Source organism: Caulobacter sp. GW821-FHT10F06 (genome assembly GCF_058809215.1).
On the sequence record NZ_JBXASK010000001.1, the window covers coordinates 22,335 to 46,552 of the forward strand.

At 68.0% G+C, this 24,218-nt stretch carries 17 protein-coding genes, 1 tRNA gene and 1 pseudogene; 10 read left to right on the forward strand and 9 right to left on the reverse strand.

All coding sequences use genetic code 11. From position 1 onward, the window contains the following. Positions 1-14: 14 nt before the first annotated feature. The 3 genes and pseudogenes from AC1RUS_RS00080 to AC1RUS_RS00090 form a co-directional block, all read left to right on the forward strand. Positions 15-122 (forward strand): annotated as a pseudogene (locus AC1RUS_RS00080) (hypothetical protein); the annotation flags it as partial. A 30-nt stretch (positions 123-152) separates the two neighbouring features. Beyond that, on the forward strand, positions 153-1,706 hold the full coding sequence (locus AC1RUS_RS00085) for a class I adenylate-forming enzyme family protein (protein WP_492912941.1): 1,554 nt from the start codon (positions 153-155) through the stop codon (positions 1,704-1,706). A 213-nt stretch (positions 1,707-1,919) separates the two neighbouring features. Beyond that, positions 1,920-2,906, forward strand: a complete 987-nt coding sequence (locus AC1RUS_RS00090) for a DegT/DnrJ/EryC1/StrS family aminotransferase (RefSeq protein ID WP_492911798.1) — start codon at positions 1,920-1,922, stop codon at positions 2,904-2,906. A 149-nt stretch (positions 2,907-3,055) separates the two neighbouring features. Here the strand turns inward: AC1RUS_RS00090 and AC1RUS_RS00095 are convergent, their stop codons facing one another. Beyond that, complete coding sequence (locus AC1RUS_RS00095; RefSeq protein WP_492911800.1) at positions 3,056-4,075, reverse strand: adenosine deaminase; 1,020 nt, start codon at positions 4,073-4,075, stop codon at positions 3,056-3,058. A 75-nt stretch (positions 4,076-4,150) separates the two neighbouring features. Then, a complete protein-coding gene (locus AC1RUS_RS00100; protein WP_492911802.1) occupies positions 4,151-4,603 on the reverse strand; it encodes a hypothetical protein in 453 nt (150 codons plus the stop codon). Positions 4,604-4,800: 197 nt separating this feature from the next. Between AC1RUS_RS00100 and AC1RUS_RS00105 the strand changes: the two genes are divergently transcribed. Continuing rightward, positions 4,801-5,166, forward strand: coding sequence for an ElaB/YgaM/YqjD family protein (locus tag AC1RUS_RS00105; protein ID WP_492911804.1), 366 nt, complete (start codon positions 4,801-4,803; stop codon positions 5,164-5,166). On the opposite strand, the gene AC1RUS_RS00110 is transcribed toward AC1RUS_RS00105, so the two are convergent. The 5 genes from AC1RUS_RS00110 to AC1RUS_RS00130 all read right to left on the reverse strand — a co-directional run bounded on the left by AC1RUS_RS00110 (position 5,163) and on the right by AC1RUS_RS00130 (position 9,350). Beyond that, positions 5,163-5,930, reverse strand: coding sequence for an alpha/beta fold hydrolase (locus tag AC1RUS_RS00110; RefSeq protein ID WP_492911806.1), 768 nt, complete (start codon positions 5,928-5,930; stop codon positions 5,163-5,165). The genes AC1RUS_RS00105 and AC1RUS_RS00110 overlap by 4 nt on opposite strands. Before the next feature lie 109 nt (positions 5,931-6,039). Next, on the reverse strand, positions 6,040-6,339 hold the full coding sequence (locus AC1RUS_RS00115) for a hypothetical protein (RefSeq protein ID WP_492911808.1): 300 nt from the start codon (positions 6,337-6,339) through the stop codon (positions 6,040-6,042). A gap of 79 nt (positions 6,340-6,418) precedes the next feature. Beyond that, on the reverse strand, positions 6,419-7,315 hold the full coding sequence (locus tag AC1RUS_RS00120; protein WP_492911810.1) for a pirin family protein: 897 nt from the start codon (positions 7,313-7,315) through the stop codon (positions 6,419-6,421). Positions 7,316-7,546: 231 nt separating this feature from the next. Next, positions 7,547-8,830, reverse strand: a complete 1,284-nt coding sequence (locus tag AC1RUS_RS00125; RefSeq protein WP_492911812.1) for an MFS transporter — start codon at positions 8,828-8,830, stop codon at positions 7,547-7,549. A 22-nt stretch (positions 8,831-8,852) separates the two neighbouring features. Then, positions 8,853-9,350: an Lrp/AsnC family transcriptional regulator gene (locus tag AC1RUS_RS00130; RefSeq protein ID WP_035045585.1), complete on the reverse strand. Its 498-nt coding sequence runs from the start codon at positions 9,348-9,350 to the stop codon at positions 8,853-8,855. A 141-nt stretch (positions 9,351-9,491) separates the two neighbouring features. On the opposite strand from AC1RUS_RS00130, the gene AC1RUS_RS00135 reads away from it, so the two are divergent. Then, on the forward strand, positions 9,492-12,932 hold the full coding sequence (locus AC1RUS_RS00135) for an indolepyruvate ferredoxin oxidoreductase family protein (protein ID WP_492911814.1): 3,441 nt from the start codon (positions 9,492-9,494) through the stop codon (positions 12,930-12,932). Between the two features lie 4 nt (positions 12,933-12,936). Here the strand turns inward: AC1RUS_RS00135 and AC1RUS_RS00140 are convergent, their stop codons facing one another. Beyond that, a complete protein-coding gene (locus AC1RUS_RS00140) occupies positions 12,937-13,755 on the reverse strand; it encodes a hypothetical protein (RefSeq protein ID WP_492911816.1) in 819 nt (272 codons plus the stop codon). Between the two features lie 104 nt (positions 13,756-13,859). Here AC1RUS_RS00140 and AC1RUS_RS00145 point away from each other — a divergent pair, with 104 nt between their 5' ends. From AC1RUS_RS00145 to AC1RUS_RS00165, 5 genes are all read left to right on the forward strand, one after another. Next, complete coding sequence (locus AC1RUS_RS00145) at positions 13,860-14,162, forward strand: hypothetical protein (protein WP_492911818.1); 303 nt, start codon at positions 13,860-13,862, stop codon at positions 14,160-14,162. Further along, positions 14,159-15,274, forward strand: coding sequence for an NAD(P)/FAD-dependent oxidoreductase (locus AC1RUS_RS00150; RefSeq protein WP_492911820.1), 1,116 nt, complete (start codon positions 14,159-14,161; stop codon positions 15,272-15,274). Before AC1RUS_RS00145 ends, AC1RUS_RS00150 begins: the two co-directional genes overlap by 4 nt. A gap of 71 nt (positions 15,275-15,345) precedes the next feature. Beyond that, positions 15,346-18,600, forward strand: coding sequence for a S41 family peptidase (locus AC1RUS_RS00155; protein ID WP_492911822.1), 3,255 nt, complete (start codon positions 15,346-15,348; stop codon positions 18,598-18,600). 242 nt (positions 18,601-18,842) lie between these two features. Beyond that, positions 18,843-19,892, forward strand: a complete 1,050-nt coding sequence (locus AC1RUS_RS00160; RefSeq protein WP_492911824.1) for a glycosyltransferase — start codon at positions 18,843-18,845, stop codon at positions 19,890-19,892. A gap of 43 nt (positions 19,893-19,935) precedes the next feature. Continuing rightward, positions 19,936-20,012, forward strand: a tRNA-Met gene (locus AC1RUS_RS00165). Positions 20,013-20,911: 899 nt separating this feature from the next. Here AC1RUS_RS00165 and AC1RUS_RS00170 read toward each other — a convergent pair. Next, positions 20,912-24,202 (reverse strand): amidohydrolase family protein, encoded by a 3,291-nt coding sequence (locus tag AC1RUS_RS00170; protein WP_492911826.1) that lies wholly within the window; start codon positions 24,200-24,202, stop codon positions 20,912-20,914. Between the last annotated feature and the right edge of the window lie 16 nt (positions 24,203-24,218).

Consider the following 24,218-nt stretch of genomic DNA (forward strand, 5'->3'; position numbering starts at 1 on the left):
GCTCGTCAGTATCCAAAAAAGCTTGTCATCCCGGCCGCAGCGCAGCGGAGAGCCGGGACCCAGGAGCCACCGCACTGCCATTGGCCCCTGGGTCCCGGGTCGGCTTCGCCGCCCGGGATGACAAGAATGTTTTGCGTTCCAGGGAAGACGCCATGACCACCATCGCCGCCATGATGTCCGCCGACTACGGCGTGATGGGCGACATCCTGCGGCTTCGGACGCAGGAAAACCCCGACCACCCAGCCATCATCATGGAAACCGGCGAGCGCGTGACCTATGGACAGTTCGACGCTCTGGTCGACCGCGTCGCCGCCGCCCTGCAACGCGACGGCGTCCAGCAAGGCGAGGCCGTCGCCGTCTGCGCCCTGTCGTCGATCCCCTATGCGGCGGTGTTCCTGGGCGGTCTCCGCGCCGGCGTCGCCGTGGCCCCGATCGCGCCTTCGTCCACGCCGGAGTCGATCGCCGGCATGGTCGCCGACTGCGGAGCCAAGCTGTTCTTTCTCGACGCGGGGGTGGCCGAGGCCCAAGCGCCCGCGCCGGTCGCCGCGCGCCACATCGCGCTGGACGGCTCGTCGACCGGCGAGGCCTTCGACGTCTGGTTGGCCCCCGAAGGCGCCAGGCCGACGGCGGTCGAGATCGCCCCCGAGCATCCGTTCAACATCATCTATTCCAGCGGCACCACCGGCACGCCCAAGGGCATCGTCCAGTCGCATGGCATGCGCTGGAAGCACGTCTTCCGAGGCGACGCCATCGGCTACGCGCCCGGCGCGGTGACCCTGCTGTCGACGCCGCTCTATTCCAACACCACGCTCGTCGTCTTCTTCCCCACCCTGGCCGGCGGCGGCACGGTGGTGCTGATGAAGAAGTTCGACGCGGGCCGCTATCTGGAGCTGGCCCAGCAGTACCGCATGACCCACACCATGCTGGTGCCGGTGCAGTACCGCCGCCTGATGGAGCGGCCGGACTTCGACAGCTACGACCTGTCGACCACGCACATGAAGTTCTGCACCAGCGCGCCATTCGCGGCCAATCTGAAGGCCGATGTGCTCAAGCGCTGGCCCGGCGGGCTGGTCGAGTATTTCGGCATGACCGAGGGCGGCGGCACCTGCATCCTGATGGCCCACGAGCATCCCGACAAACTGCACACGGTCGGCAAGCCCGCGCCCGGCCACGACATCCGACTGATCGACGAGGACGGCGTTCAGGTCGGCCCCGGCGTGGTCGGCGAGATCGTCGGCCGCTCGGCCGGAATGATGAACGGCTATCACGGCCAGCCGGGCAAGACCGCCGAGGCGACCTGGATCTCGCCGGAGGGCTGGAACTTCATCCGCACCGGCGACGTCGGCCGGTTCGACGAGGACGGCTTCCTCACCCTGATGGATCGCAAGAAGGACATGATCATCAGCGGCGGGTTCAATATCTATCCCAGCGACCTGGAGGCCGAGATCCTCAAGCACGAGGCCGTGGCCGAGGCCGCCGTGGTGGGCGTGCCGTCCGACGCCTGGGGCGAGACGCCGATCGCCTTCGTGGCGCTGAAGAGCGGCGCGACCGCCAGCGCCGAAGAGATCCGGACCTTCGTCAACGGCCGGGTCGGCAAGACCCAGCGCCTGGCCGACCTGCTGATCGTCGAGTCCCTGCCGCGCAGTCACATCGGCAAGGTTCTCAAGCGCGAGTTGCGCGACTCATGGCAGCGTCCGGTTCAGTAACGGTTCCGCCGAGGTTGTCCGGGAACGCGTAACGTCTTCGCTCGTTTGGCGTCGTAACCTGAGCTGCGCCTTGCGCGACCAGGGACGATCAGAGGGTGAGCAATTGTCCCGCGACCGCGCGCCGCATCTAGGCGAATGGAATCGCTCGATACGGTTGCTTAACCATAAGGCGCCGCAATTGGGGCGTCGGTCACTCGTGGAAGCGCCTCAGTCATGCGTCCTTCGCCCGCCGTCGTCCCCGAACTGAAGTCGAAGAGCGCTGTCTCGCGCGCGCCTTCCGTCCCGGTCGATTTCGACGCCGTCGCCGAAGCCCTGCGCGCCGCTGGCCACGGCCCCGGCCAGGAAGCGGCGCTGATGGCGCGCTTCTGCCGTCCCGTCGCCATCCGTGTTCTGTCCGATCGCACCCAGGCCGTCGCCGCTTCGCTGACCGCCCTGGGCGTGCGTCCGGGCGGTGTCTGCGTGGTCTCGGCCCTGGCCAGCGCCGAGGTTCTGGCCGGCGTCGCCGCCGCAGGTCTGAAGCCCTGGCTGGTCGACGTCGACCCGTTCAGCTGGATGTTCGACGCCAATCACCTGCGCGAGCGCCTGCCCGAGGCCCCCGGTCCGCTGGAGGCCATCCTGCCCGCCGGCGCCCACGGCCGTGCGCCCGACCTGCGCGCCTGGGCCGCCTTCCGCGACGAGACCGGCCTGCCGATCCTGGTCGAGGCCGTCGAGGCCTTTGACGTCATCCAGAGCGCTCCCGTGCCGGTCATCGTCGGCCTGCCCAGCGGCCAGGGCGTGTTCGTCGCCTGCGAGGACGCCACCCCGATCAACGCCATCGAGGCCGCGCGCTTCGAAGGCGAGGCCGGCCTGGAGCTTTGGCCGCGCATCCGTCCGCGTCTGTCGACCGCCGCCCAGCGCCTGCGGGTGCTGCTGCTGGACGCCCCGATCGGCTTCCAGCCGGGCTGGGGCATGAGTTGGGTGTCGGACGCCTGCGCGCTCAGCCTGCCCGACGACACCGCACCGGCCGTGCTGGCCCATTTGCGCGACGCCGGCGTGCAAGCCGTTGGTGTTTCGTCGCGCAGCCGCGAGATCGCCTCGGATGAAACGCCGATCGCAGATCATCTGGAAGGCTCTGTGGTGGTTGTGCGGATCGATCCGGATATCGATCTGGCCGGGCTCGACGACCTTGCCGCGGCCTTGCGAAGCGCCGTCGCCGGCTAGTTCGCGACTCGTCACACCCAATCTTGTCATCCCGGAAGCCTCGCAGAGGCTGTCCGGGACCCAGAGGCAGCCGCATTGCGTTGGCCCCTGGGTCCCGGCTCTCCGCTTCGCTGCGGCCGGGATGACAAGCTTATGCGGTATCAGGTGAGTCAGTTCGCCGCCGCGTAAGCCTCGACGCCCGCCACCCGCTCGGCCTTCTCGGCTTCGCTGAGGAACGACCCCGAGAAGCTGTTCTTGGCCAGGGTCACCAGATCCTCGCGCGTCAGGCCGACGGCGTTGGCGGTGGCCATGTAGTTTTCCAGCAGATAGCCGCCGAAATAGGCCGGGTCGTCGGAGTTGACCGTGGCCTTCAGACCCAGTTCCAGCATGCGCTTGAGCGGATGCACGTCCAGGCTCGGCACACCGCACAGCTTCAGGTTCGACAGCGGGCAGACCGTCAGGGTCGTGCCGTCCTCGATCAGGCGCGCGGTCAGGGCCTCGTCTTCGAGGGCGCGGTTGCCGTGGTCGATGCGGTCGACCTTCACCAGGTCGATGGCTTCCCAGACATAGGCCGGCGGGCCTTCCTCGCCGGCATGGGCGACGATCTTCAAGCCCAGGTCGCGAGCGGCCTGGAACACGCGGGCGAACTTGGCCGGGGGATGGCCCACTTCGGAGCTGTCCAGGCCGACGCCGGCGATCTGGTCCAGCCAGGGCTTGGCCTGCTCAAGCGCGGCGAAGGCGGCGTCCTCGTCCAGGTGGCGCAGGAAACAGAGGATCAGCTTGCTGGTCACGCCCAGCGTCTTTTCGGCCTCGGCCATGCCGGCCAGCAGACCCTTCATCACCACCTCGAAGGCGACGCCGCGATCGGTGTGGGTCTGGGGGTCGAAGAAGATCTCGGCATGGGTGCCGCCGTCGGCCGCTAGGCGCATGAAATAGGCCAGGGCCAGGTCCTTGAAGTCGGCCTCGGTCAGCAGCACGCCGGCGCCTTGGTAGTAGATGTCGAGGAAGTCCTGCAGGTTCGAGAAGGCGTAGGCCGCGCGGATCTCGTCCACCGACTTGTAGGGCAGGGTGACGCCGTTGCGGGTCGCCAGCTCGAACATCAGCTCGGGCTCGAGGCTGCCCTCGATGTGCATGTGGAGTTCTGCCTTGGGCAGGCCGCGGACGAATTGGATGAGGCTGGTGTCGGTCATGCCGATTCCATCGGCCGTCGGCGCGGCGCGGTCAAGGCGAGCGACGGCCTTTCGGGCCGTCTGCCTGCCGATGGATCAGGGCCGGCGTGTCTGGGCTTCGGCTTGCAGCCGAGCCTCGGCCCGGGCCTCGGCGCGCGCGCGGGCCTTGGGATCGCGCATCTGGTTCTGGACCATGTCGATCAGCTCGTAGGGCGGCTGCAGGACGGCGCTGGTGTCGCCGATCAATTCGACGCGGCCGTTCTGAGCGACCCCGGCGCTCAGGGGCTCCATGTCGCGCACCGACTGGAAGCCGTACCATTCCCGCAGGCTAGCGCAGGTCTTCTGCTGGGGCAGGCGACTCTTGGTGCTGGTCTTGGCGACGCAGACGACCCGATCCGGCTCCTTGGCCAGCAGGGCGTTCCATTGCATGGCGATGTTGTGATGCGTAGGCGTGCCGGCGCGAGGCTGCACGCGCACGCCGTCCAGCACGGTCGGCTCGGCCGAAGCGGGTTGTTGCAGCATGAGTGTGATGAGAACCAGGCCCAGCATGTGACGTGCTCCTGACAAACCGGCGATATCTCACGATAGCGCAGTTTCGGACGCATGCACTCAAGAAGTGTGTCGACGCGCACTTGCGCGTTTTTCGGTCTGGAACGCTTCGTCTTTCGGCGGGTTCTGACTGTCAGCGTGGCGGCGCGGCGAAAGCCGAGATGCTCGCGCGCGCCCCTCAAACCCGGGATAGTCCAATGAACAACGAACAGATCTTTGGCGCCGCTGAAAACGTTTCGGGGCGCGTGGAAGACGCGGTCGGCGCCCTGGCCGCCAATCCCAAGACCCAAGCCAAGGGTAAGCTGAAGCAAGCCGCCGGCGCCGCCAAGGAGACCTATGGTCATCTGAAGGAAGTGGCGCTCGACGCGGTGGACCACACCAAGGAAAACGTTCACGTCGCCGTGGATAGGACCAAGGAAAAGGCCCTGGCCGGCTATAACGAGGTCGAGACCTTCGTGCACAAGAAGCCGGGTCCCGCCCTGGCCATCGCCGCCGGCGTCGGTCTGGTGCTGGGCCTGATCCTGCGCGGCCCCAGCAAGATCATCAATCGTCGCGTCGCCTAGGGTTCGGCCAGGAAGGCGACGATCGCCGCCGCGAACGCCGGATCGGCGACCGCGGCGCGGTGGTCGCCCTTGACCAGCAACGAACGCGCGCCGGGGATGGCGGTGGCCAGGCGGTCCGGATGGATCGCCAGCGGATCGTCGTCTCCGGCCGTGACCAAGGTCGGCGCCGTGATCGCCGACAGGGCGATGGGCGTAGCGTGCACGACCGACGCCTGGGCCGCCAGGGCCTTGCGGTCGGCGCCGATGGCGTCGGCGAACTGCCGGAACGGGGCCGCCCCCGGATGGGTGATGGTCGCCGGATCCTCGGCCAGCAGGGCCGCGACGATCTCCATGTTGGGTACGAAGCGCGTGTCGACCCCGCCGGTCGCCACCACGCCTTCGCCCACGCCGCCGGTGACGAGTCGCCGGATGCGCGGCTCCTGGCTGGCGGCGATAAGCGACACGATCGCGCCCATCGAATAGCCCGCCAGATCGACGGCCGGCACGCCCAGATGATCGATCAACTCCGAAAGGTCGCGCGCCATGCGCGCCTCGCCGTAGAAGGCCGGATCGTGGGGCTTGTCCGATGCGCCGTGGCCGCGCGCGTCCACCGCCACCACCTTGCGGTCGGCCGCGACGAGGGCGTCGACGACGCCGGGGAATTTCCAGTTGATGGGTCCGCTCGCGCCAAAGCCGTGATGCAGCAGCACCGGCGGGCGACCCTCGTCATCGCCCCAGACGTGGTAGGCGACGTTCAGGCCGTCGGACGTGGTGAAACCCAGCATGCGTCCCCTTTGTCAATCGTTCGAACAATCGTTTGATCGGGGTTAGCAGGCTGGGCCGTCCGGGGCAATCGACCGCCGACCGCCCTCAGGACGGTCGGCGGTCTTGGCTCTAGTGAGCGGCGTCCTTGGCCTTGTCGCCGGCCGCTTTGGCGGCGTCGCCGGCCTTCTCGGCTTCCTTGCCAGCGGCTGCGGCGGTGTCGCCGGCGGCTTCCTTGCTGGCTTCGGTCGTGGCCGTCGCGGCGTCCGCGGTCGCGGTGGCGGCTGTGGCGGCGGCGTCGGCGGCCTTCTGGCTCTCGACGGCGGCGGTGTTGGCTTCGGTGGTGGCCTCGGCCGCCTTCTCGGTCTTGCTCTCGCAAGCCATGGCCGTCAGGCCCAGAGCGGCGATCGCCGCCATCGTCACGATACGCATGGTCGTCTTCTCCCAATCCCGGCGTTTGCGCCGTGGTCAGGAGATAATTCGGCAGCAACGCTTCGGTTGCCGCCAAACGTCACATTGGCTGAGGCGGCGGAGTCGGCTTGGCTTCGGGCAAGGGGATGAACTCGTCGTGGTCGAGGTCGGGCAGCTTCATGCGCCCGGCTTTCCAGTCGGCCTTCGCCTGCTCGATGCGGTCCTTGGACGAGGAGACGAAGTTCCATTCCATGAAGCGCGGGCCGATCGGCTCGCCGCCCAGCAGCATGACGGTCGAGGGCTCCAAGGCCTTGAAGACGATGGTGTCGCCCGGCGCGAACACGGCCATCTGCAGGGCGTTCAGCTCGCGCCCGTCGACCTCGACCTTGCCGCTGGCGACATAGGCGGCGCGCTCGGAATATTCGGCGGGCAGGGCGGCGGTGGTCCCGGCCGCCATCTCCCAGTGCACATAGAACAGCGGCGAATAGACCGGCACATTGGCCTTGGCCCCGAACGCCTCGCCGGCGATCAGCCGCGCTTTCAGCCCGCCGCTCTCATAATAGGGCAGCTCGGTGTCGCCCTCGTGGTGGGTGAAGCTGGGATCGACCTCCTCGTATTCCTTGGGCAGGGCGATCCAGGCCTGCATGCCGTCCATGCGGCCGCCTTGGCGGCGCAGGGTCTCGAAGCGCTCGGAGTGGGTGATGCCGCTGCCGGCGGTCATCCAGTTGACCTCGCCCGGCTTGATCACCGCCAGCGAGCCGACGCTGTCGCGGTGGGTGATCTCGCCCTGGAACAGGTAGCTCAGCGTGGAGAGGCCGATATGCGGGTGCGGCCGCACGTCGGCGCTCTTGGGAAAGCCCGGTGCGAACTCGGCGGGACCCATGTGGTCCAGGAAGGTGAAGGGGCCGACCATCCGCTTGGCGTGGAACGGCAGCACCCGGCCGACCTCGAAGTTTCCGATATCGTGACGGCGGGCTTCGATGACGAGGTCGATCATGGCGGGCTCCGAGGAAGAACGACTCGAACTTAGCCGCGCGCGGCGGCGGGCGTCTTGTCTAAATCCCTCAGGAACGGGCGCCGCTCTTATAACATTCGTCATTCCCGCCCTTGTGGCGGGAACCCCTGGTTCAGCTGACACGTGAAGCGCATTGGCGCGCCACACATCCGCACCTGCGGACGGGCAGAGGGGTTCCCGCCACGAGGGCGGGAATGAAGGAGATAGGAGGCGCTACAGCGTGTCCGGCATCGTCTTCAGCGGCAGCAGGGCCAGCAGGCTGACCAGGCCGGCGACGCCCAGATAGAGGCCGACATAGGCCAGGCCGCCATGGCCGACCAGCGTCTGGGCGACCATCGGCGCCAGGCCGCCGCCGAGGATGCCGCCGGCGTTGAAGGCGATCGAAGCGCCGGTATAGCGCACGCGGGCCGGGAACAGGCTGGGCAGCCAGGCGCCCAGCGGTCCGTAGACCAGGCCCATCGAGAACAGCGCCAGCGACAGCCACACCCAGACCAGCAGCAGGGAGCCGCTGCCCAGCAAGGTCCCCAGCAGCGCGCCGGTGACGAGGGTGGCCACGCAGCCGGTCATCAGCACCCGGCGCGGGCTGCTGGCGTCGGCCCAATAGCCCGAGACGATGATGCCGCCAGCCATGAACAGGATGGCCACCAGCATCACGCCCAGGAAGGTCTCGCGGTCATAGCCGAGCGCCGTGACGCCATAGCCCATCACGAAGGCGGTCGAGATGTAGAACAGGGCGAAGCAGGCCACGACGCCCAGCGTGCCGGCCAGGGTCTCGCGCGGGAAACCCTTGAACAGGTCCAGCAGCGGCACATTGGCGGGCGGGGCTTCGTGCAGGGCCTCGGTGAAGGCCTTGGTCTCGGTCAGCTTCAGGCGCACCCACAGGCCGACCCCGACCAGCAGGAAGCTGCCCAGGAACGGCAGGCGCCACCCCCAGGCCTGGAACTGTTCGGGCGACATCAGCAGGCCCAGGATCAGGAACAGTCCGTTGGCGGCGATGAAGCCGACCGGCGCGCCCAGCTGCGGGAACATGCCGAACCGCGCGCGCCAGCCGGGGGGAGCGTTCTCCACCGCCAGCAGGGCCGCGCCGCCCCATTCGCCGCCCAGGCCGAAGCCCTGGCCAAAGCGCAGCAGGCACAGCAGGAACGGCGCGATCCAGCCGGCCATCTGGTAGGTCGGCAGGAAGGCGATGGCCATGGTCGAGCCGCCCATGATCAGCAGCGACGCCACCAGGGTCGACTTGCGGCCGATGCGGTCGCCGAAGTGTCCGAACACGATCGAGCCCAGCGGGCGGGCGATGAAGGCGATGCTCAGGCTGGCATATGACGCCAGAAGTTGAGCCGAGGCCGAGGCCGACGGGAAGAACAGCGGCCCGAACACCAGCGAGGCGGCAGTCGCGTAGATATAGAAGTCGTAGAACTCGACCGCCGTGCCGATCAGGCTGGCGGCCAGCACGCGTCGCGCCGACGCCCCGGAGGCGCCGGATGCCGGATTGGCCATGATCGATCTCTCTTAGAGGGGGTTAGCCCAGCGGGCTCACATACGGGCTGACCAGACCCAGGGGCACCGCCGTCGAGTTCTTGACGCCCCGGATGACGATCCGGCTCTCGATGTTCGACACCAGGCCCAGCGACAGCAGCTTGTCGCGCAGGAACTCGTCGAAGGCGCGCATGTCGCGGGTGACGATGCGCATCTCGTAGTCGGCCGCGCCGGTGACGGTGGCGCACTGGACGACCTCGGCCCATTTGCCCACGGCCTGCTCGAACGTGTCGAGGTTTTCCTTGGTCGGCAGCGACAGCTTGACGGTGCAATAGACCTCGAAGCCCAGGCCCAGCTTTTCGCGGTCCAGAATGGTCACGCGGCGCTGGATGACGCCCGCGTCTTCCAGTCTTTTGATCCGCCGCCAGCACGGGCTGGACGACAATCCGACCCGTTCGGCGATCTCGGCGACGGACAGTCCGGCGTCGTGTTGGATGAGATCGAGGATCTTAGCATCCACGGCGTCGAGTTGTTCGGACAAGAATTCCTCCCCCAGAGGTCATTTGACGCGGCGATCTTGCGCAAAGCGGTCCCGAGTCGGGCACGCCTTGGGCAAACAATTTCCGCGCTTCTATAAGATATTGCTGAGCGGGCGAGAAGACCCGGGAGGAAAATTTTTGCCATGAGGCACTCGGAAGTCACGCTCGACGACAAATATGTGCTCGAAGATGGTCGCGCCTTCATCACGGGCGTGCAGGCTTTGATCAGGGTTTTGCTCGATCGCAAGCGGCTGGACCGCATCGCCGGGTTGAACACGGCGGGCTTCCTGTCGGGCTATCGCGGCTCGCCCCTGGGCGGTCTGGACCAGCAGGCGGCGCGGATGGGCAAGCTGCTGGGCGCCCACGACGTGGTCTTCAAGGAAGGCCTCAACGAGGATCTGGCCGCGACGGCCGTATGGGGCAGCCAGCAGGCAAATCTGTTCCCCGGCGCGACTCACGATGGCGTCTTCGGCATGTGGTACGGCAAGGCCCCCGGCGTGGACCGCACCGGCGACGTCTTCAAGCACGCCAATTTCGCCGGCAGCTTCCCGACCGGCGGCGTGCTGGCCGTGGCCGGCGACGACCACAGCTGCAAGTCCTCGACCCTGCCGTCGCAGTCGGAATTCGCCTTCCAGGACTTCGAGATGCCGGTGCTGTCACCGGCCGACGTGCAGGAAGTGCTCGACTACGGCCTGCTGGGCATTTCGATGTCGCGCTTCACTGGCCTTTGGACCGGCATGATCGCCCTGGCCGACACCATGGATAGCGGCGTGACCATCGATGTCTCGCTGGACCGCCACAAGCTGGTCATCCCCGACTTCCCGATGCCGCCCGGCGGTCTCGGCATCCGGCTGAAGGACCAGCCGATGGAGAAGGAGCGCCGCCTCCGACTTCACAAGCTGCCCGCCGCCCTGGCCTTCGCCCGGGCCAACCAGATCGACCGCGTGGTGCTGGGCGCCTCGCACGTTCGCGTCGGCAAGGCCCGCTTGGGCATCGTCTGCCAGGGGCAGGCCTATAAGGACGTGCTGGAAGCCTTCACGGCCATGGGCATGACCTTGCAGGAAGCCGCTGACTTGGGCGTCTCGATCTACAAGGTCGGCATGCCCTGGCCGCTGGAGCCCCTGGGCATCCGCGCCTTCGCCGCCGGCCTCGAGACCCTGATGGTCATCGAACACAAGCGCGGCCTGATCGAGCCCCAGGCGCGCGCCGCGCTCTACGATCTTCCCGCGCAAGCCCGCCCCCGCATCATCGGCAAGACCGACGAGCACCATCACCCGCTGCTGTCGGAGCTGGGTTCGCTGTCGGTCGCCGAAATCGCTCTGGCCATCTATGACCGCCTGCCCGACGGGCCGCACATGGCGCGGGCCCGGGCCTATCTGGACCGCGTGTCGGCCGCCGGCGTCGCCGCCGTCAGCCTGGCCGCCGACCAGGCCCGCAAGCCGTTCTTCTGCTCGGGCTGCCCGCACAACACCTCGACCAAGCTGCCCGAGGGCTCGCGGGCCCTGGCCGGCATCGGCTGTCACTACATGGCCGGCTTCAACGATCCCTCGACCGACCTCAACACCCACATGGGCGGCGAGGGCCTGACCTGGGTGGGCGCGGCGCCGTTCACCACCGAGAAGCACGTCTTCCAGAACCTGGGCGACGGCACCTACAATCACTCCGGCTCGCTGGCGATCCGGGGCGCGATCGCTGCCAAGGCCAACATCACCTACAAGCTGCTGTTCAACGACGCCGTCGCCATGACCGGCGGCCAGCGGGCCGAAAGCGGCTTCACCCCCGCCCAGATCACCCGCCAGCTGGCGTCCGAGGGCGTGACCAAGACCGTCATCGTCGTCGATGAGCTGGAGCGCTATCAGGGCGTCACCGATCTGGCCCCCGGCGTCGAGGTCTTCCCGCGCTCGGAGCTGATGACCGTGCAGAAGATGCTGCGCGACACGCCCGGGACCACGGTGCTGCTCTACGACCAGACCTGCGCCACCGAGAAGCGCCGTCGCCGCAAGCGCGGGACCATGGCCAAGGCGACCCAGCGCGTCTTCATCAACCCGCTGGTCTGCGAGGGCTGCGGCGACTGCTCGGTGAAGTCCAACTGCGTCTCGGTCGAGCCGCTGGACACCGAGTTCGGCCGCAAGCGCAAGATCAACCAGTCCAGCTGCAATCAGGACTATTCCTGCGTCGAGGGCTTCTGCCCGTCGTTCATCACGCTGGAGGGCGCCGAGAACGCGCAGTCAAAGACCAAGCCCGCCGCCCTGACCGCCGACTCTACGCCGCTGCCGGAATTCGAACCGCTGACTGGCGTGCGCAAGATCATCTTCACCGGCGTGGGCGGCACGGGCGTCACCACCGTCGCCTCGATCCTGGCCATGGCCGCCCATATCGACGGGCGCTCGGGCAGTGTCGTGGACATGACGGGTCTGGCCCAGAAGGGCGGGTCGGTGTTCAGCCACGTCAAGATCGGCGAGACGGAAGAGACCGTGGTCGGCGGCCGCGTGCCCGCCGCCAGCGCCGACGTGCTGATCGCCTGCGACCTGCTGGTGGCCGCCTCGCCGGAGGGTCTGTCGCTCTATGCCAAGGACCGCACGCGGGCCTTCGGCAACAGCGATTTCGCCCCCACCGCCGACTTCGTCACCAGCCGCGACGTCAAGTTCGACAGCGGGGCCATGGCCCGCCGGGTCAAGGCGGCGTCAAAGTCGTTCGACGCCTGTCCGGCCCAGGCCCTTGCCGAGCAGCAGTTCGGCGACGCCATCTTCGCCAACATGATCATGGTCGGCTTCGCCTGGCAGCGCGGGGTGATCCCGCTGTCGAGCCGCGCGCTCTACCGGGCCATCAAGCTGAACGGCGTCGAGGCCGACGCCAATCTGCAGGCCTTCGAGCTAGGCCGCCGGATCGCGCATGATCCTTCCGCCGCCGGCCCCAAGACCCCGACCGTCGCCACGCCCGAGACGATGCCGCTCGACGAGCTGATCGCCAAGCGGACGGCCGAACTGACCGCCTACCAGAACGCCGCCTACGCCCAGCGCTACGCCGAAAAGGTGGCCAAGGTCCGCACGGCGGAAGTCGCCGTCAGTCCCGCCGACAGCGCCCTGCCGCTGACCCGCGCGGCGGCGGTCAATCTCTACAAGCTGATGGCCTACAAGGACGAGTACGAGGTCGCCCGTCTGTACACGGATGGTCGCTTCGCGGCCGAGCTGGCCGGCACGTTCAAGGGCGGCAAGGCCAAGGTCTGGCTGGCCCCGCCGATCATCGGCGCCAAGGACAAGGACGGCCGTCCCAGGAAGATCGCCTTCGGCGGCTGGATGCTCGACCTCGCCTTCCCGATGATGGCGAAGATGAAGGGCCTGCGCGGCGGCGTCTTCGACATCTTCGGCAAGACCGAGGAGCGCCGGATGGAGCGCGGCCTGATCGCCTCGTACGAGGTGGCGCTGGATCGCCTATCGGCCGGCCTGCGCCTCGAGAGCCTGCCCCTGGCCGTGAAGATCGCCGAGATCCCGCAGGCCATCCGCGGCTACGGCCACGTGAAGGACGCCTCGGTCGTCACGGCCAAGGCGGCCGAGGCCAAGCTGTGGGAGCAGTGGGCGGGGTGAGCGCCTAGGGGCGAGCGCGCGTCAGGGCGCTCGTCTCGACGGCGTGGCGCAGGGCGGGCCAGTTGAATTGGACCATGATCCAGCCGCCGCCGGTTGGCGTCTTATCCTCGGCCTGTTCCGGCGCGGTAAAGAGGCCGAGCAGTCCTTCCATGGCGGCGGCCTGGGCGTCATCGGCCGGTCCTGTTCGGGCGCACTGAACAAGGCGCCGGTCCGCGCCCACTGAGCAGGTCAAGGCCGTGGTGGCGGGGCCGCCATTGACGCTCCGCACAAAGGCGGCGGTCTCGGCGATGGTCGGCCGCTGATCCCAGGTGAACCTGTGCAGCACGCACTTCTGGTCCGGCGCGCCGGCCGCCGGGCACGGAATGGTTCCGTCCCTCGCGGCGGTGGTTAGCAAAATGGCCGGACCGCCGGCCAGGTCGTCGCGCAGGGGCGCGGGCCCGCCGTTCGTCATGTTCAGGATCGTGGGGATCGCCACGACACCGCCGGCGAGGCTGGCGGGGTCCATTTTCCTGGTGTCGAGCTGGAACTTGCTGCTCAATTTGAGCGCGGCGTCGCCAAAGCCGTAGCCTGCGGGCGCTTCACCAAGGAGCTTGCAGTCGGTGAGGTCGCCCGTCACCTGGGTCAGGCATTCGACAACCGCCCACCCCGCCTTGGATTCTCTCTGGGCCTTTGGAGGATAGATGCGGGCGATGTCCTCGCCATTGGGCTTGAGCCGCCAAGCCAAGCCTTTGGCGGATAGGGCATGAAGCGTTTGAGCGCTCGCGCCGCCGGCTGCCAGTAGCAACACCAAAGCCAGCCAAACCCAACGGTCCATGCGGTTCATCCACTCCTAAATTTCAACCTTAGAGTGAACGGCGTCATGATGTTTGACAACCTTTGGCGGCCCGACGTGGCATGCCATGGCCCGTTCGTGATAGGCTGGCGACCATGGAAAAGCCGGTCAACGCCAATCACGTCACGGTGCGCCTCAGCGCCGAGGACGCCGCCGATCTTCAGGAACGGGTCAATCGCGGCGAGTTCGCCTCTCTGGAAGAGGGCGTCGCCGCCGAGCTCGCCGAGCTGAACTATCGCCGCGCCGCCGAGATCGTCGGGGGTTCCGAGCAGTTGGAAGCGCTTCTGGACGAACTCGACTTCGACGTCATCGACCCCGAAGAAAAGGTCGCGGGCAACATCTCGCTGTCCGAGATGCTGGCGAACCTGAAGACACAGGCCAAGGCCGCCGACGAGTGAGCCAGGCGTTCGATTTCGACGCCGTGGTCGTCGGCGCGGGCGCCGTGGGCCTGGCCTGCGGCTATGCGCTTTCCAAGCGCGGCCTGGTGGTGGCGGTGCTGGAGGCCGAAAGCCACATCGGTCAGGGCGTGTCGTCGCGCAATTCCGAGGTGATCCACGGCGGGCTCTACTATCCCACCGGTTCACTGAAGGCGCAGCTGTGCGTGAAGGGCCGGCGGCTGCTCTACGCGTTCCTCGACACCCACGGGATCGCCTACAAGAAGTGCGGCAAGCTAGTGGTGGCCACGAGCGACGAAGAGATCCCGCGCCTGGACGCCATCCTCCAGCAGGCGCTCGACAACGACGTCGAGGGCATGGCGCGGATGAGCGGCGAGCAGGCCCGGACGCTGGAGCCCGGCCTCAACGCCCACGCGGCCCTGCTGTCACCCGAGAGCGGCGTCTTCGCCAGCCACGACTACATGCTGGCTTTGCAGGGCGAGATCGAGGCGGCCGGCGGGGCGGTGGTGCTGTCGACGCCGTTCGAGGGCGCCGAGGCCATCGCGGGCGGCGGCTTCACCGTTCGGGCTGGCGGCGCGGATCCGACGACCCTCACCTGCCGGCTGCTGGTGACCGCGCCGGGCCTGTCGTCGCAGGACGTGGCGGGGCGCATCGACGGCTATCCCGCCGATCACATCCCCAAGGCCCACTACGGCAAGGGCGTCTATTTCCGCCTGACCGGCAAGGCGCCGTTCCAGCGGCTGATCTACCCGCCGCCGATCCACGGGGCTCTGGGCACCCACTATCGCAACGACCTGGGCGGCCAGGCGGTGTTCGGGCCCGACCTCGAATATGTGCCGGCGCCCGACTATTCGGTCGATCCCGCCCGGGCCGACGCCTTCGCCGCCTACATCCGCAAGTTCTGGCCCGGCCTGCCCGACGGCGCTTTGACCCCCGACTATGCCGGCGTGCGGCCCAAGCTGCACGGCCCCGACGAGCCGCAGCCCGACTTCCAGCTGCGCGGCGTCGACGACCACGGCTTCGAAGGGCTGATGGCCCTGTTCGGCATCGAGAGCCCGGGCCTGACCAGTTCCTTGGCGATCGGCGAGGAAGTGGCGGCGCGACTGGGCGCCTGACCGCGCTTCAAGCTTGGCTTGATCGTCTGACGTGCTAGCACTTTCGCCCTGAGTTTGATGAGGGGCGTTCGATGTCTTCAGGTTTCAAGGCGCTGCTGGGCGCGGTGTCGGCGCTCGCGCTGGGTGTCGGTTACGCGCAGGCGGCGGTTTCGCCCTTGCCGTCCCTGGCCGAGCCGGCGTTGTCGCCCGACGGCGCCGAGATCGCCTTCGCCTCGGGCGGCGACATCTGGACGGTTCCGGCCAAGGGCGGCCAGGCGCGCCTGCTGGTCACCGACCCGGCCACCGAATCCCGGCCGGTCTATTCGCCGGACGGGACCAAGCTGGCCTTCGTCTCCACCCGCAGCGGCTACGCCAACATCTACGTGCTGACCCTGGCCACGGGCGCCCTGCAGCGCCTGACCTATGCCGAGACGGCCGAGAGCCTGGACGGCTGGTCGCGCGACGGCCAGTGGATCTACTTCACCTCGGGCGCCAACGACGTCTCGCGCCTGGGCGACATCTATCGCGTGGCCGCGACCGGCGGCACGCCGCTGGAGGTCAGCCGCGAGCGCTATCTGGCCGAGTTCGAGAGCGCCCCGTCGCCGGACGGCAAGTCGGTGGCCCTGATGGCCAAGGGCATCAGCAGCCGCCAGTGGTGGCGCAACGGCCACTCGCACATCGACGAGACCGAGCTGTGGCTCAAGCCCATCGCCGCCAACGCGCCGTATCAGAAGCTGCTGCCGGCTGGCGCCAAGCACGCCTGGCCGATGTGGACCCCCAACGGCGGCGCGCTCTACTACATGAGCAACGAGAGCGGCGCGGAGAACATCTGGAGGCTGCCGCTGAACGGCAAGCCGCAGCAGGTCACCCGCTTCACCGACGGCCGGGTGCTGTGGCCGTCGATCGGCTATGACGGCAAGACCATCGTCTTCGAACGCGGCTTCTCGATCTGGTCGCTGGACACCGCCACGGGCCAGGCGACCCAGACCCCGATCGTTCTGCGCGGTTCGCCGGCGGCGGCGGGCGAGAAGCGCCTGAACGAGACCAGCTTCGACGCCCTGTCGCTGTCGCCGGACGGCAAGAAGGCCGCGATCATCGCCCATGGCGAACTCTTCGCCGTGTCGACCAAGGACGGCGGCGCGGCCCAGCGCGTCACCCGCACCGCCGGCGTCGAGCACGACCCGGTCTGGTCGTCGGACTCCAAGCGCTTGGTCTATGTGTCCGAGCGCGACCTGTCGGCCCAGATCTACGAATACGACTTCGCCGCGGCGAGCGAGCGGGCCCTGACCTCGGGCAAGGGCCGCAACACCGCCCCGGTGTTCTCGCCCGACGGCAAGATGCTGGCCTATGTGCGCGACGCCAAGGAGCTGCACGTGATGACGTTCGAGGGCGGCAAGGTCGCCAAGGACGTCGCCATCTTCAACGGCGCGCTCGACAATTTCGACGACACCTTCGCGGTGTGGTCGCCCGACAGCAAATGGCTGGCCTTCACCCTGACCGACCGCAAGTCGTTCGCCAACATCAACGTCATCCCGGCCGAGGGCGGCACGGCGCGGCCGATCAGCTTCCTGGCCAACGGCCAGACCGGCGGCAAGATCGCCTGGTCGCCGGACGGCAAGTTCATCCTGACCGACACCGGCCAGCGCAGCGAAGACTCCAAGATGCTGCGCATCGACCTGCTGCCCAACACGCCCAAGTACAAGGAGGACGCCTTCCGCGACCTCTTCAAGCCGGGCGAGCCCGACAAGCCCGCGACCACGCCGGACGGTCCGCCCAAGTCCGAGCCGTCCAAGAGCGCCGAGAGCAAGGACGCGCCCAAGGAGCCGGCCAAGCTCGACGCCAAGCCGGCGGGGGCCAAGCCGAAGATCACGCCGGTGAAGATCGTGTTCGAAGGCATCCGCGAGCGGGCCTCGTTCCTGCCGCTGGGCATGGACGTCGGCGATCCGGCGATCAGTCCGGACGGCAAGACCCTGCTGTTCCGCGCCCGTCAGGCCGGCCAGACCAACTTCTACACCTACAGCCTCGACGAGCTCTCCAGGGAGCCGCCGGTTCCGGTGCAGCTGACCTCGACCCGCCGTCCGAAGGGCGACGCCGCCTTCACGCCGGACTCCAAGGAGGTGTTCTTCCTGGAGGGCGGTTCGATCGTCTCCAGTCCGGTGGAAAGCCCCAAGCCCAAGCCGCTGGCGGTCAACGCCGAGCTGGACATCGACTTCGACGCCGAAAAGACCGTGGTGTTCGAACAGGCCTGGGGCGTGCTGGACCGCGGCTTCTACGACGGCAAGTTCCACGGCAAGGACTGGGACAAGCTGCGCCAGCAGTGGGCGCCCTATATCGCCGGGGCCCGCACGGGCGACGAGCTGCGCCGCAACATCAACCTATTGATCGGCGAGTTGAACGCCTCGCACTCGGGCATCAACGCCCCCGATCCGTCCGGCCCGCAGCCGGCCCGGGCCGGGGACCTGGGCCTGCGCTTCGACCGCGAGGCCTATGAGGCCGGCAAGGGCCTGGTGATCCGCGAGGTCATCGCGCTCGGTCCGGCGGCCATCGAAGGCAGCATCAAACCGGGCGAAACCTTGGCCGCGGTCAACGGAACGGCGTTGACGCCGGGCGTGAACCTGGACCTGCTGCTGCGCGGCCAGGCTGGCAAGCGGGTGTCCCTGTCCATCGAGGGCGCGAGCGGCAAGCGCGACGTGGTCGTGCGGCCGGTGGCCGGGACCGTCGCCACGGGTCTGCTCTATCGCCAGTGGGTCAACGACCGCCGCGCCTATGTGGAAAAGGCCAGCGGCGGACGTCTGGGTTATGTCCACATCGCCGACATGTCGGACGCCTCGTTGGCCCAGCTGTTCATCGACCTCGACGCCCAGAACCAGGGCCGCGAGGGGGTTGTGGTCGACGTGCGCAACAACAACGGCGGCTATGTGAACGGCCACGTCATCGACGTGTTCGCGCGCCGCAACTATCTGATGATGACCGCCCGCGACCGCTTCCCGGTGCCCTCGCGCCAGAACCTGGGCCAACGCGCTCTGGGCCTGCCGACCGTGCTGGTGACCAACGAGTCGTCGCTGTCGGACGCCGAGGACTTCACCGAGGGCTATCGCTCGCTGGGCCTGGGCAAGGTGGTGGGCAAGCCGACGGCGGGCTGGATCATCTTCACCGGCTCGCGCTCGCTGATCGACGGCTCCAGCGTGCGTCTGCCGTTCATCCGCATCGACGACCTGCGCGGCCAGAACATGGAGCTCAATCCCCGCCCGGTGGACGTGGATGTCGACCGGCCGCTGGGCGAGACCCTGAGCGGCGGCGACGCCCAGCTGGACGCGGCGGTGAAGACGTTGCTAGGCGGGAAGTAGGGGAAGATATTCTCTTCTCCCTTCCCCCCTTTGATGGGGGAAGGGCGGGGATGGGGGTGACACCGCCGGACGGCTTCACGCACGCCGCGCCATATCCTGAACCTCTGTCACCCCCATCCCCAACCCTTCCCCCATCAAAGGGGGAAGGGGGCGCACTGAGGATCTTTGCCAACCGCCCCCGCGTTGACACCAAATGCGGGCGCCCCGAAGGTCCCGGCCCATCAGCAGATCCGGAGCCCGCCTTGACCAACATCCTGCACGCCATGCTGGGCAAGGGCTTGGGCGGCCTCGAGCAGGTGTTTCTCGACTACCAGCCGATCCTGGAGGCCATCGCCGCCAAGACCGGCGGGAGCTGCGCCGGCGTGGTGCGAAAGGGCGGCAAGGTCGCTGTCGCCGAGGCGAACCGCAAACCGCCGCTGACGCCGATCCCGGCCTTCACCGACTGGGATCCGCTGACCCTGGGCGCGGCCCGGCTGACGGTGCGGGCGACCAAGCCGGACCTGATCATCAGCCATGGTCAGCGACCCGCGCGGCTGTTCGCCAAGGTCGCCCTGCCTGGGACGGTGCTGGCCGTCTGCGTGCATAAGCCGGCCTTCGACGTGGCGCCGGGAACCCACTATCTGTGCGTCGGCAAGCATCTGGCCCAGCTGGCGATCGATCGCGGCGCGCCCGCCGACCACGTCCATTTCATTCCCAACGCCGTCAAACCACCCACCGCCCGCGCCGCGCCGTTCGCGCGCGAGGGGGCCAGCGTGCGCATCGTCGCAGCGGGCCGGCTGCACCCCAAGAAGGGCTTCGACGGCCTGATCCGCGCCATGCAGCGCCTGCGCGCCTGGGACATCGACGCGGTCTGCGAGATCGCCGGCGAGGGCGACGAGCGCGGCAAGCTGGAAGCCCTGATCGCCGAGCTGGACCTGGATCCGTGCGTCAAGCTGGTCGGCTGGAAGGGCGACGTCTCGGCCTTCCTGGCCACCGGCGACATCTTCGCCTTCCCCTCGCACCAGGAAGGCTTTCCCCTGACTCTGCTGGAGGCCATGGCCGTCGGCCTGCCGGTGGTGGCGTCCGAAATCGACGGGCCGATCGAGATCATTAAGGAAGGCCACAACGGCCGCCTGGTCCCCGACGACGACCCCGACCGCCTCGCCGAGGCCCTGGCCGAACTGGCCTCCGATCCGGCGACGGCCAAGGCCCTGGGCGAGGCGGCGCGAACCCTGGTGCTGTCGGAATACGGCCCCGAGCCCCTGGCGCGACGTCTTGAAGCGGTGGTCGATCAGATGCTGTCGCGGGCTTGAAGCGCTCGCCGCTTGGGCGTATGACCCCCGTCCGTCCTGGTTCGGCTGGGTAGCTCAGATGGTTAGAGCGGTGGATTCATAACCCACAGGTCGGCGGTTCGATCCCGCCCCCCGCCACCAGGACGGATTTCCCGATACCTTTGCGCTTCGCCAAACGCGAGCCGACCGAGAGGTCGCGCGGCGGCTACAGGTGAAAAGTGGACGCAATCCAGATCCTCACCCTTTTGGGGGAGCATTTGACGTCCGCAATGGGTGGGTTTGGGAAGTTCTCCGCACTACTTCCGTCATTCCGGGCCTTGTGCCCGGAACCCCTCGTTCAGCTTGCACGTTAAGCGCCAGCGGCGTGCTGAGCACGCCGCCTCTCCCGCACCTACGGTGGACAGAGGGATCCCGGGCACAAGGCCCGGGATGACGATGTTGGTTTGGTCGAAGCTAACGTTCACTCAGGATCGTTTAGCCGCCCTGCCCCCTGCCGCCCTTGTCTCCGCGCGAGGGGATAAGGGGCGCTGGTCGCTGTGCGTTCGGAAGATCGAACGTCACGAAATCAAAGACTTGAAACTTTTTCGCGTCGAGCTTTCCTCCGCGTTGAAACCGCCCGCATACTCAATCTCACCTGACGGCACGGGAAGGGCGCTAGGCCGGCGACCGATGCGGCTGTCAGGGGTGATCGAGCGGGATCAGAGGGCGGGGGACGTAAACCCACCCATCGGGGGCTAGCCAAACCCCCGCCCGTCCGAAGGTTCGCGCCGGTGCTCCGGAACGGGCAAACATCAGCCCTCCCTCTTGGGGGAGCGGTGCTGGTCGGGTTCCCACGGAGAGCACACCGGAAGGTGGCAAAGGGTTGAACAAGACCCGCGCGCCCCGGCCAGAGGAATAACGATCACGCGGAGCGCTCGTCTTCGTCGAAACGGTACTTCTACACACCCTACATCCGGGCGAGGCCCGGGCGCTCCGCGACCCTTCCCACCCACTCACAGCCAGGGGCGTGAGGCGGCGGACGCACGTCCAAGATCTGTCTCCTAGTCCACGTGCCCGTGCGTATCGGCCTCGGTCAGGTCGACGTTCAACGCCTCGCCGTCCGCGCTCTGGAACCAGAACGGCGGGCGGGCCGGCTTGCCCACCTCGTTCATTTTGCCGTCGAACACCCGGCCGTTGGCGATGGTGTAGGCGATGGTCGAGGTGTTGCGGATGTTCTCCAGCGGGTTGGCGTCGAACACGATCAGGTCGGCCAGCTTGCCGGGCTCCAGCGAGCCGACGTCCTTGTCCAGGCCCAGGGCCTTGGCGCCGTTGATGGTGCCCACGTGCAGGGCTTCCATCGGTGTCATGCCGCCCTGGACGAAGCCCCACAGCTCCCAGTGCGCGCCCAGGCCCTCGCGCTGGCCGTGGGCGCCGATCTGCACCGAGACGCCCAAGCGGCTCAGCGTCGTGGCCTCGCGGGCGATCGAGATGTGGTTCAGTTCCTCGTCCGGCGTCAGCACCGGGCGGCGGGCGCGAGCGTCCAGCAGGCGGCGCGGCACGTACTGGGTCAGGCGCGGATCGTCATAGACCTTGGTGGCCTGGTACCAGTAGTTCTCGCCGAAATTGCCGCCATAGGCGACGATCAGGGTCGGGGTGTAGGCGACCTTGGTCTGCGGCCACAGCTGCTTCACGTCGGCATAGATGTGGGCCAGGGGCAGCGAGTGCTCGACGGTGGTGTGGCCGTCGATGACCATGGTCATGTTGTGCTCGAACAGCGAGCCGCCTTCCGGCACGACCATCACGCCCAGCTCATTGGCGGCCTCGATGATCTGCTGGCGTTGGTCGCGGCGAGGCTGGTTGTAGCTCTTCACGCTCCAGGCCCCGACCGCCTTCATGCGGCGCAGGGTGCCGACCGCGTCGTCCAGGCTGTCGATCTTGGCGGTGAAGGGCGTGGCCGCGCCGTAGAGGATGGTGCCGGTCGAGAAGATGCGCGGCCCCACCACCTTGCCGGCCCGCTGCAGCTCGGAATGGGCGAAGATCTCGCTGCTGTCGTTGGACGGGTCGTGGATGGTGGTGACCCCGAAGGCCAAGGCCGCATAGTCCACCCAGCTGCGCTGCGGGATGATCTCGTCCGAGCCCATCGAGCCGTGCCAGTGGGCGTCGATCAGGCCGGGCGTGATGGTCTTGCCGGTCATGTCCATGACCTTGGCGTCGGCCGGGACGGTGACCGAGCTCTTGGCGCCGATGGCCTCGATGCGGTTGCCGTTCAGCACCACGACGCCGTCCTCGATGACCTCGTCGCCCTTCATGGTCACCAGACGCGCGCCGGTCAGGGCGACGCGGCCGCTCGGCTTGAAGGCGGTCTGCTGGAAGCCGAGATTGATCCCGGCCTCGGGCGGCTTGGGCAGCTCGGTCGGCGCGCCGTCGACGAAGGTGAAACTCTGCTTGAGGTCGCGGCTGAACAGTTCAGGGCCCAGGGCCCAGTGCAGGGTGCGGCTGTCGCCCGACCAGTGCACCCAGTCGCCGGCGTCGCGGGTGACCTTGGCCTGCGGGATGGCCTTGCCGTCCACGCTGACGCTGATCGCGCGGCCCGACTTGGCGAAGGGCGCGACATAGGCGTTGAAGCGCTCGTTCCAGGCCACCCAGTTCTCGTCGGGCGACACGGCGAATTCGGAGGCGAACTCCGACGTCAGGTGGGTGCGCACATCGTGGCCGCCGAGATCCGCCGACTTCAGGGCGATCAGCTTGTCCTGGCGCCCGGTGAAGTAGACGCGGTCGTTGCTGGCCCCGAACTGCGGGGCGCTGCCCTTGTCGGTGATCAGCACCGGATCGCCGCCAGCCGTCGGCACGCGATAGATGCCCGGGTTGCGGGTCCACAGGGCGCTCAGCAGCACGCCGTCGGTCGAGGTGCGATAGACGATGGTCTTGCCGTCGGGCGAGAACACCGGCTCGACGAAGCGGCCGGGGGTCTTGTTGACCTTGCGGCCCTCGCCGCCGGCGGCCGGCACCACGCGGATGCTGCCCAGCTCCTCGTCGTTCCAGGTGGTGTAGACGATCGACTTGCCGTCGCGCGACCACGACGGATAGAGCTCGAAATGGTTGGTCTGCTTGGTCAGGCGGCGCGGCGTTCCGGTTGGCAGGTCGCGGATCCACAGATTGCCCAGGGCCTCGAACACCACCTTCGAGCCGTCCGGCGAGGTCTTGGCCCAACGGATCATCTTCACGTCGAACGTGTCGGGCGCGACCTTGACCGGGAAGCGCACGGCCTCGCGGGCCTTGCGAGTGTCGACGATGTGGAAGGGGATGTCGGTCACGGCCTTGCTGGCCACGTCGACGCGCTGGATCTTGCCGCCGGCCCAGAAGACGATCGACTTGCCGTCCGGCGTCCAGCTCATGGCCGGATAGACGCCGTGGATGGCCCAGGTCTCCTGCATGTCGCGGTCGAGGTGGTCATAGACCTTGGTCTCGGCGCCCGAGGCGATGTCCATCACGTACAGCACCGACTGGTAGCGAACGCGACGGATGAAGGCCAAGGACTTGCCGTCCGGCGAAGGCGTCGGGCGGATCGCGCCGCCGGGACCGCCGAGGAACTTGCGGGTCTCGCCGGTCTCGCGATCCAGCCGCTGGATGGCGTAGATCTCGGTGTTGGGATCCTTGCTGTACTCGAACACGCCGCCCGGGGTGACGTCGTCGCTGTAGTAGAGATAGCGGCCGTCGGGCGAGAAGGCTGGCTCGCCGCTGTCCTTCTGCTGGGTGCGGCGCTCGGTCAGCTGCACGCCCGCGCCGCCGGCTCCCGCCCGGTGGTACATCCACATCTCGCCGGCCCCGAGCGAGCGGGTCGAGGTGAAGTGCTTGCGGCCGACGATGAACTGGCCGTCCGGCGACCAGGTGGGTTGCGACAGCAGGCGGAAGGTCTCGCTGGACACGGCCTTGGGGTCGGAGCCGTCGCGGTTCATCACCCAGATGTTGTCTCCGCCGCCCCGGTCGGAGGTGAAGGCGATCTGCTTGCCGTCGGGCGAGTACTTGGGCTGCATGTCCCAGGAAATGCCGCTGGCGATGTTGCGGGGCGCGCCGCCGCCGATGGGCATGACATAGATGTCGCCCATCAGGTCGAAGACGATCTCCTTGCCGTCGGGGCTGACGTCGAGCGCCATCCACGAGCCTTCGGTGACGTCCAGTTTCAGATCGAGGGTGTAGCCGGGCGGGTTGCGGACGTCCCACTTGGGCTTGTCCGGCTTCGGGGCGTCCGTCTTGGGCGCGTCGGCCTTGGCGGTCTGGGATGCGGGCGTCTGGGCCAGGGCCGGGCCGCCGAGAACCAGGATGGCCGCCGTGGCCAGCAGAGCGCGCTTCATTGTTCGATTCTCCCCG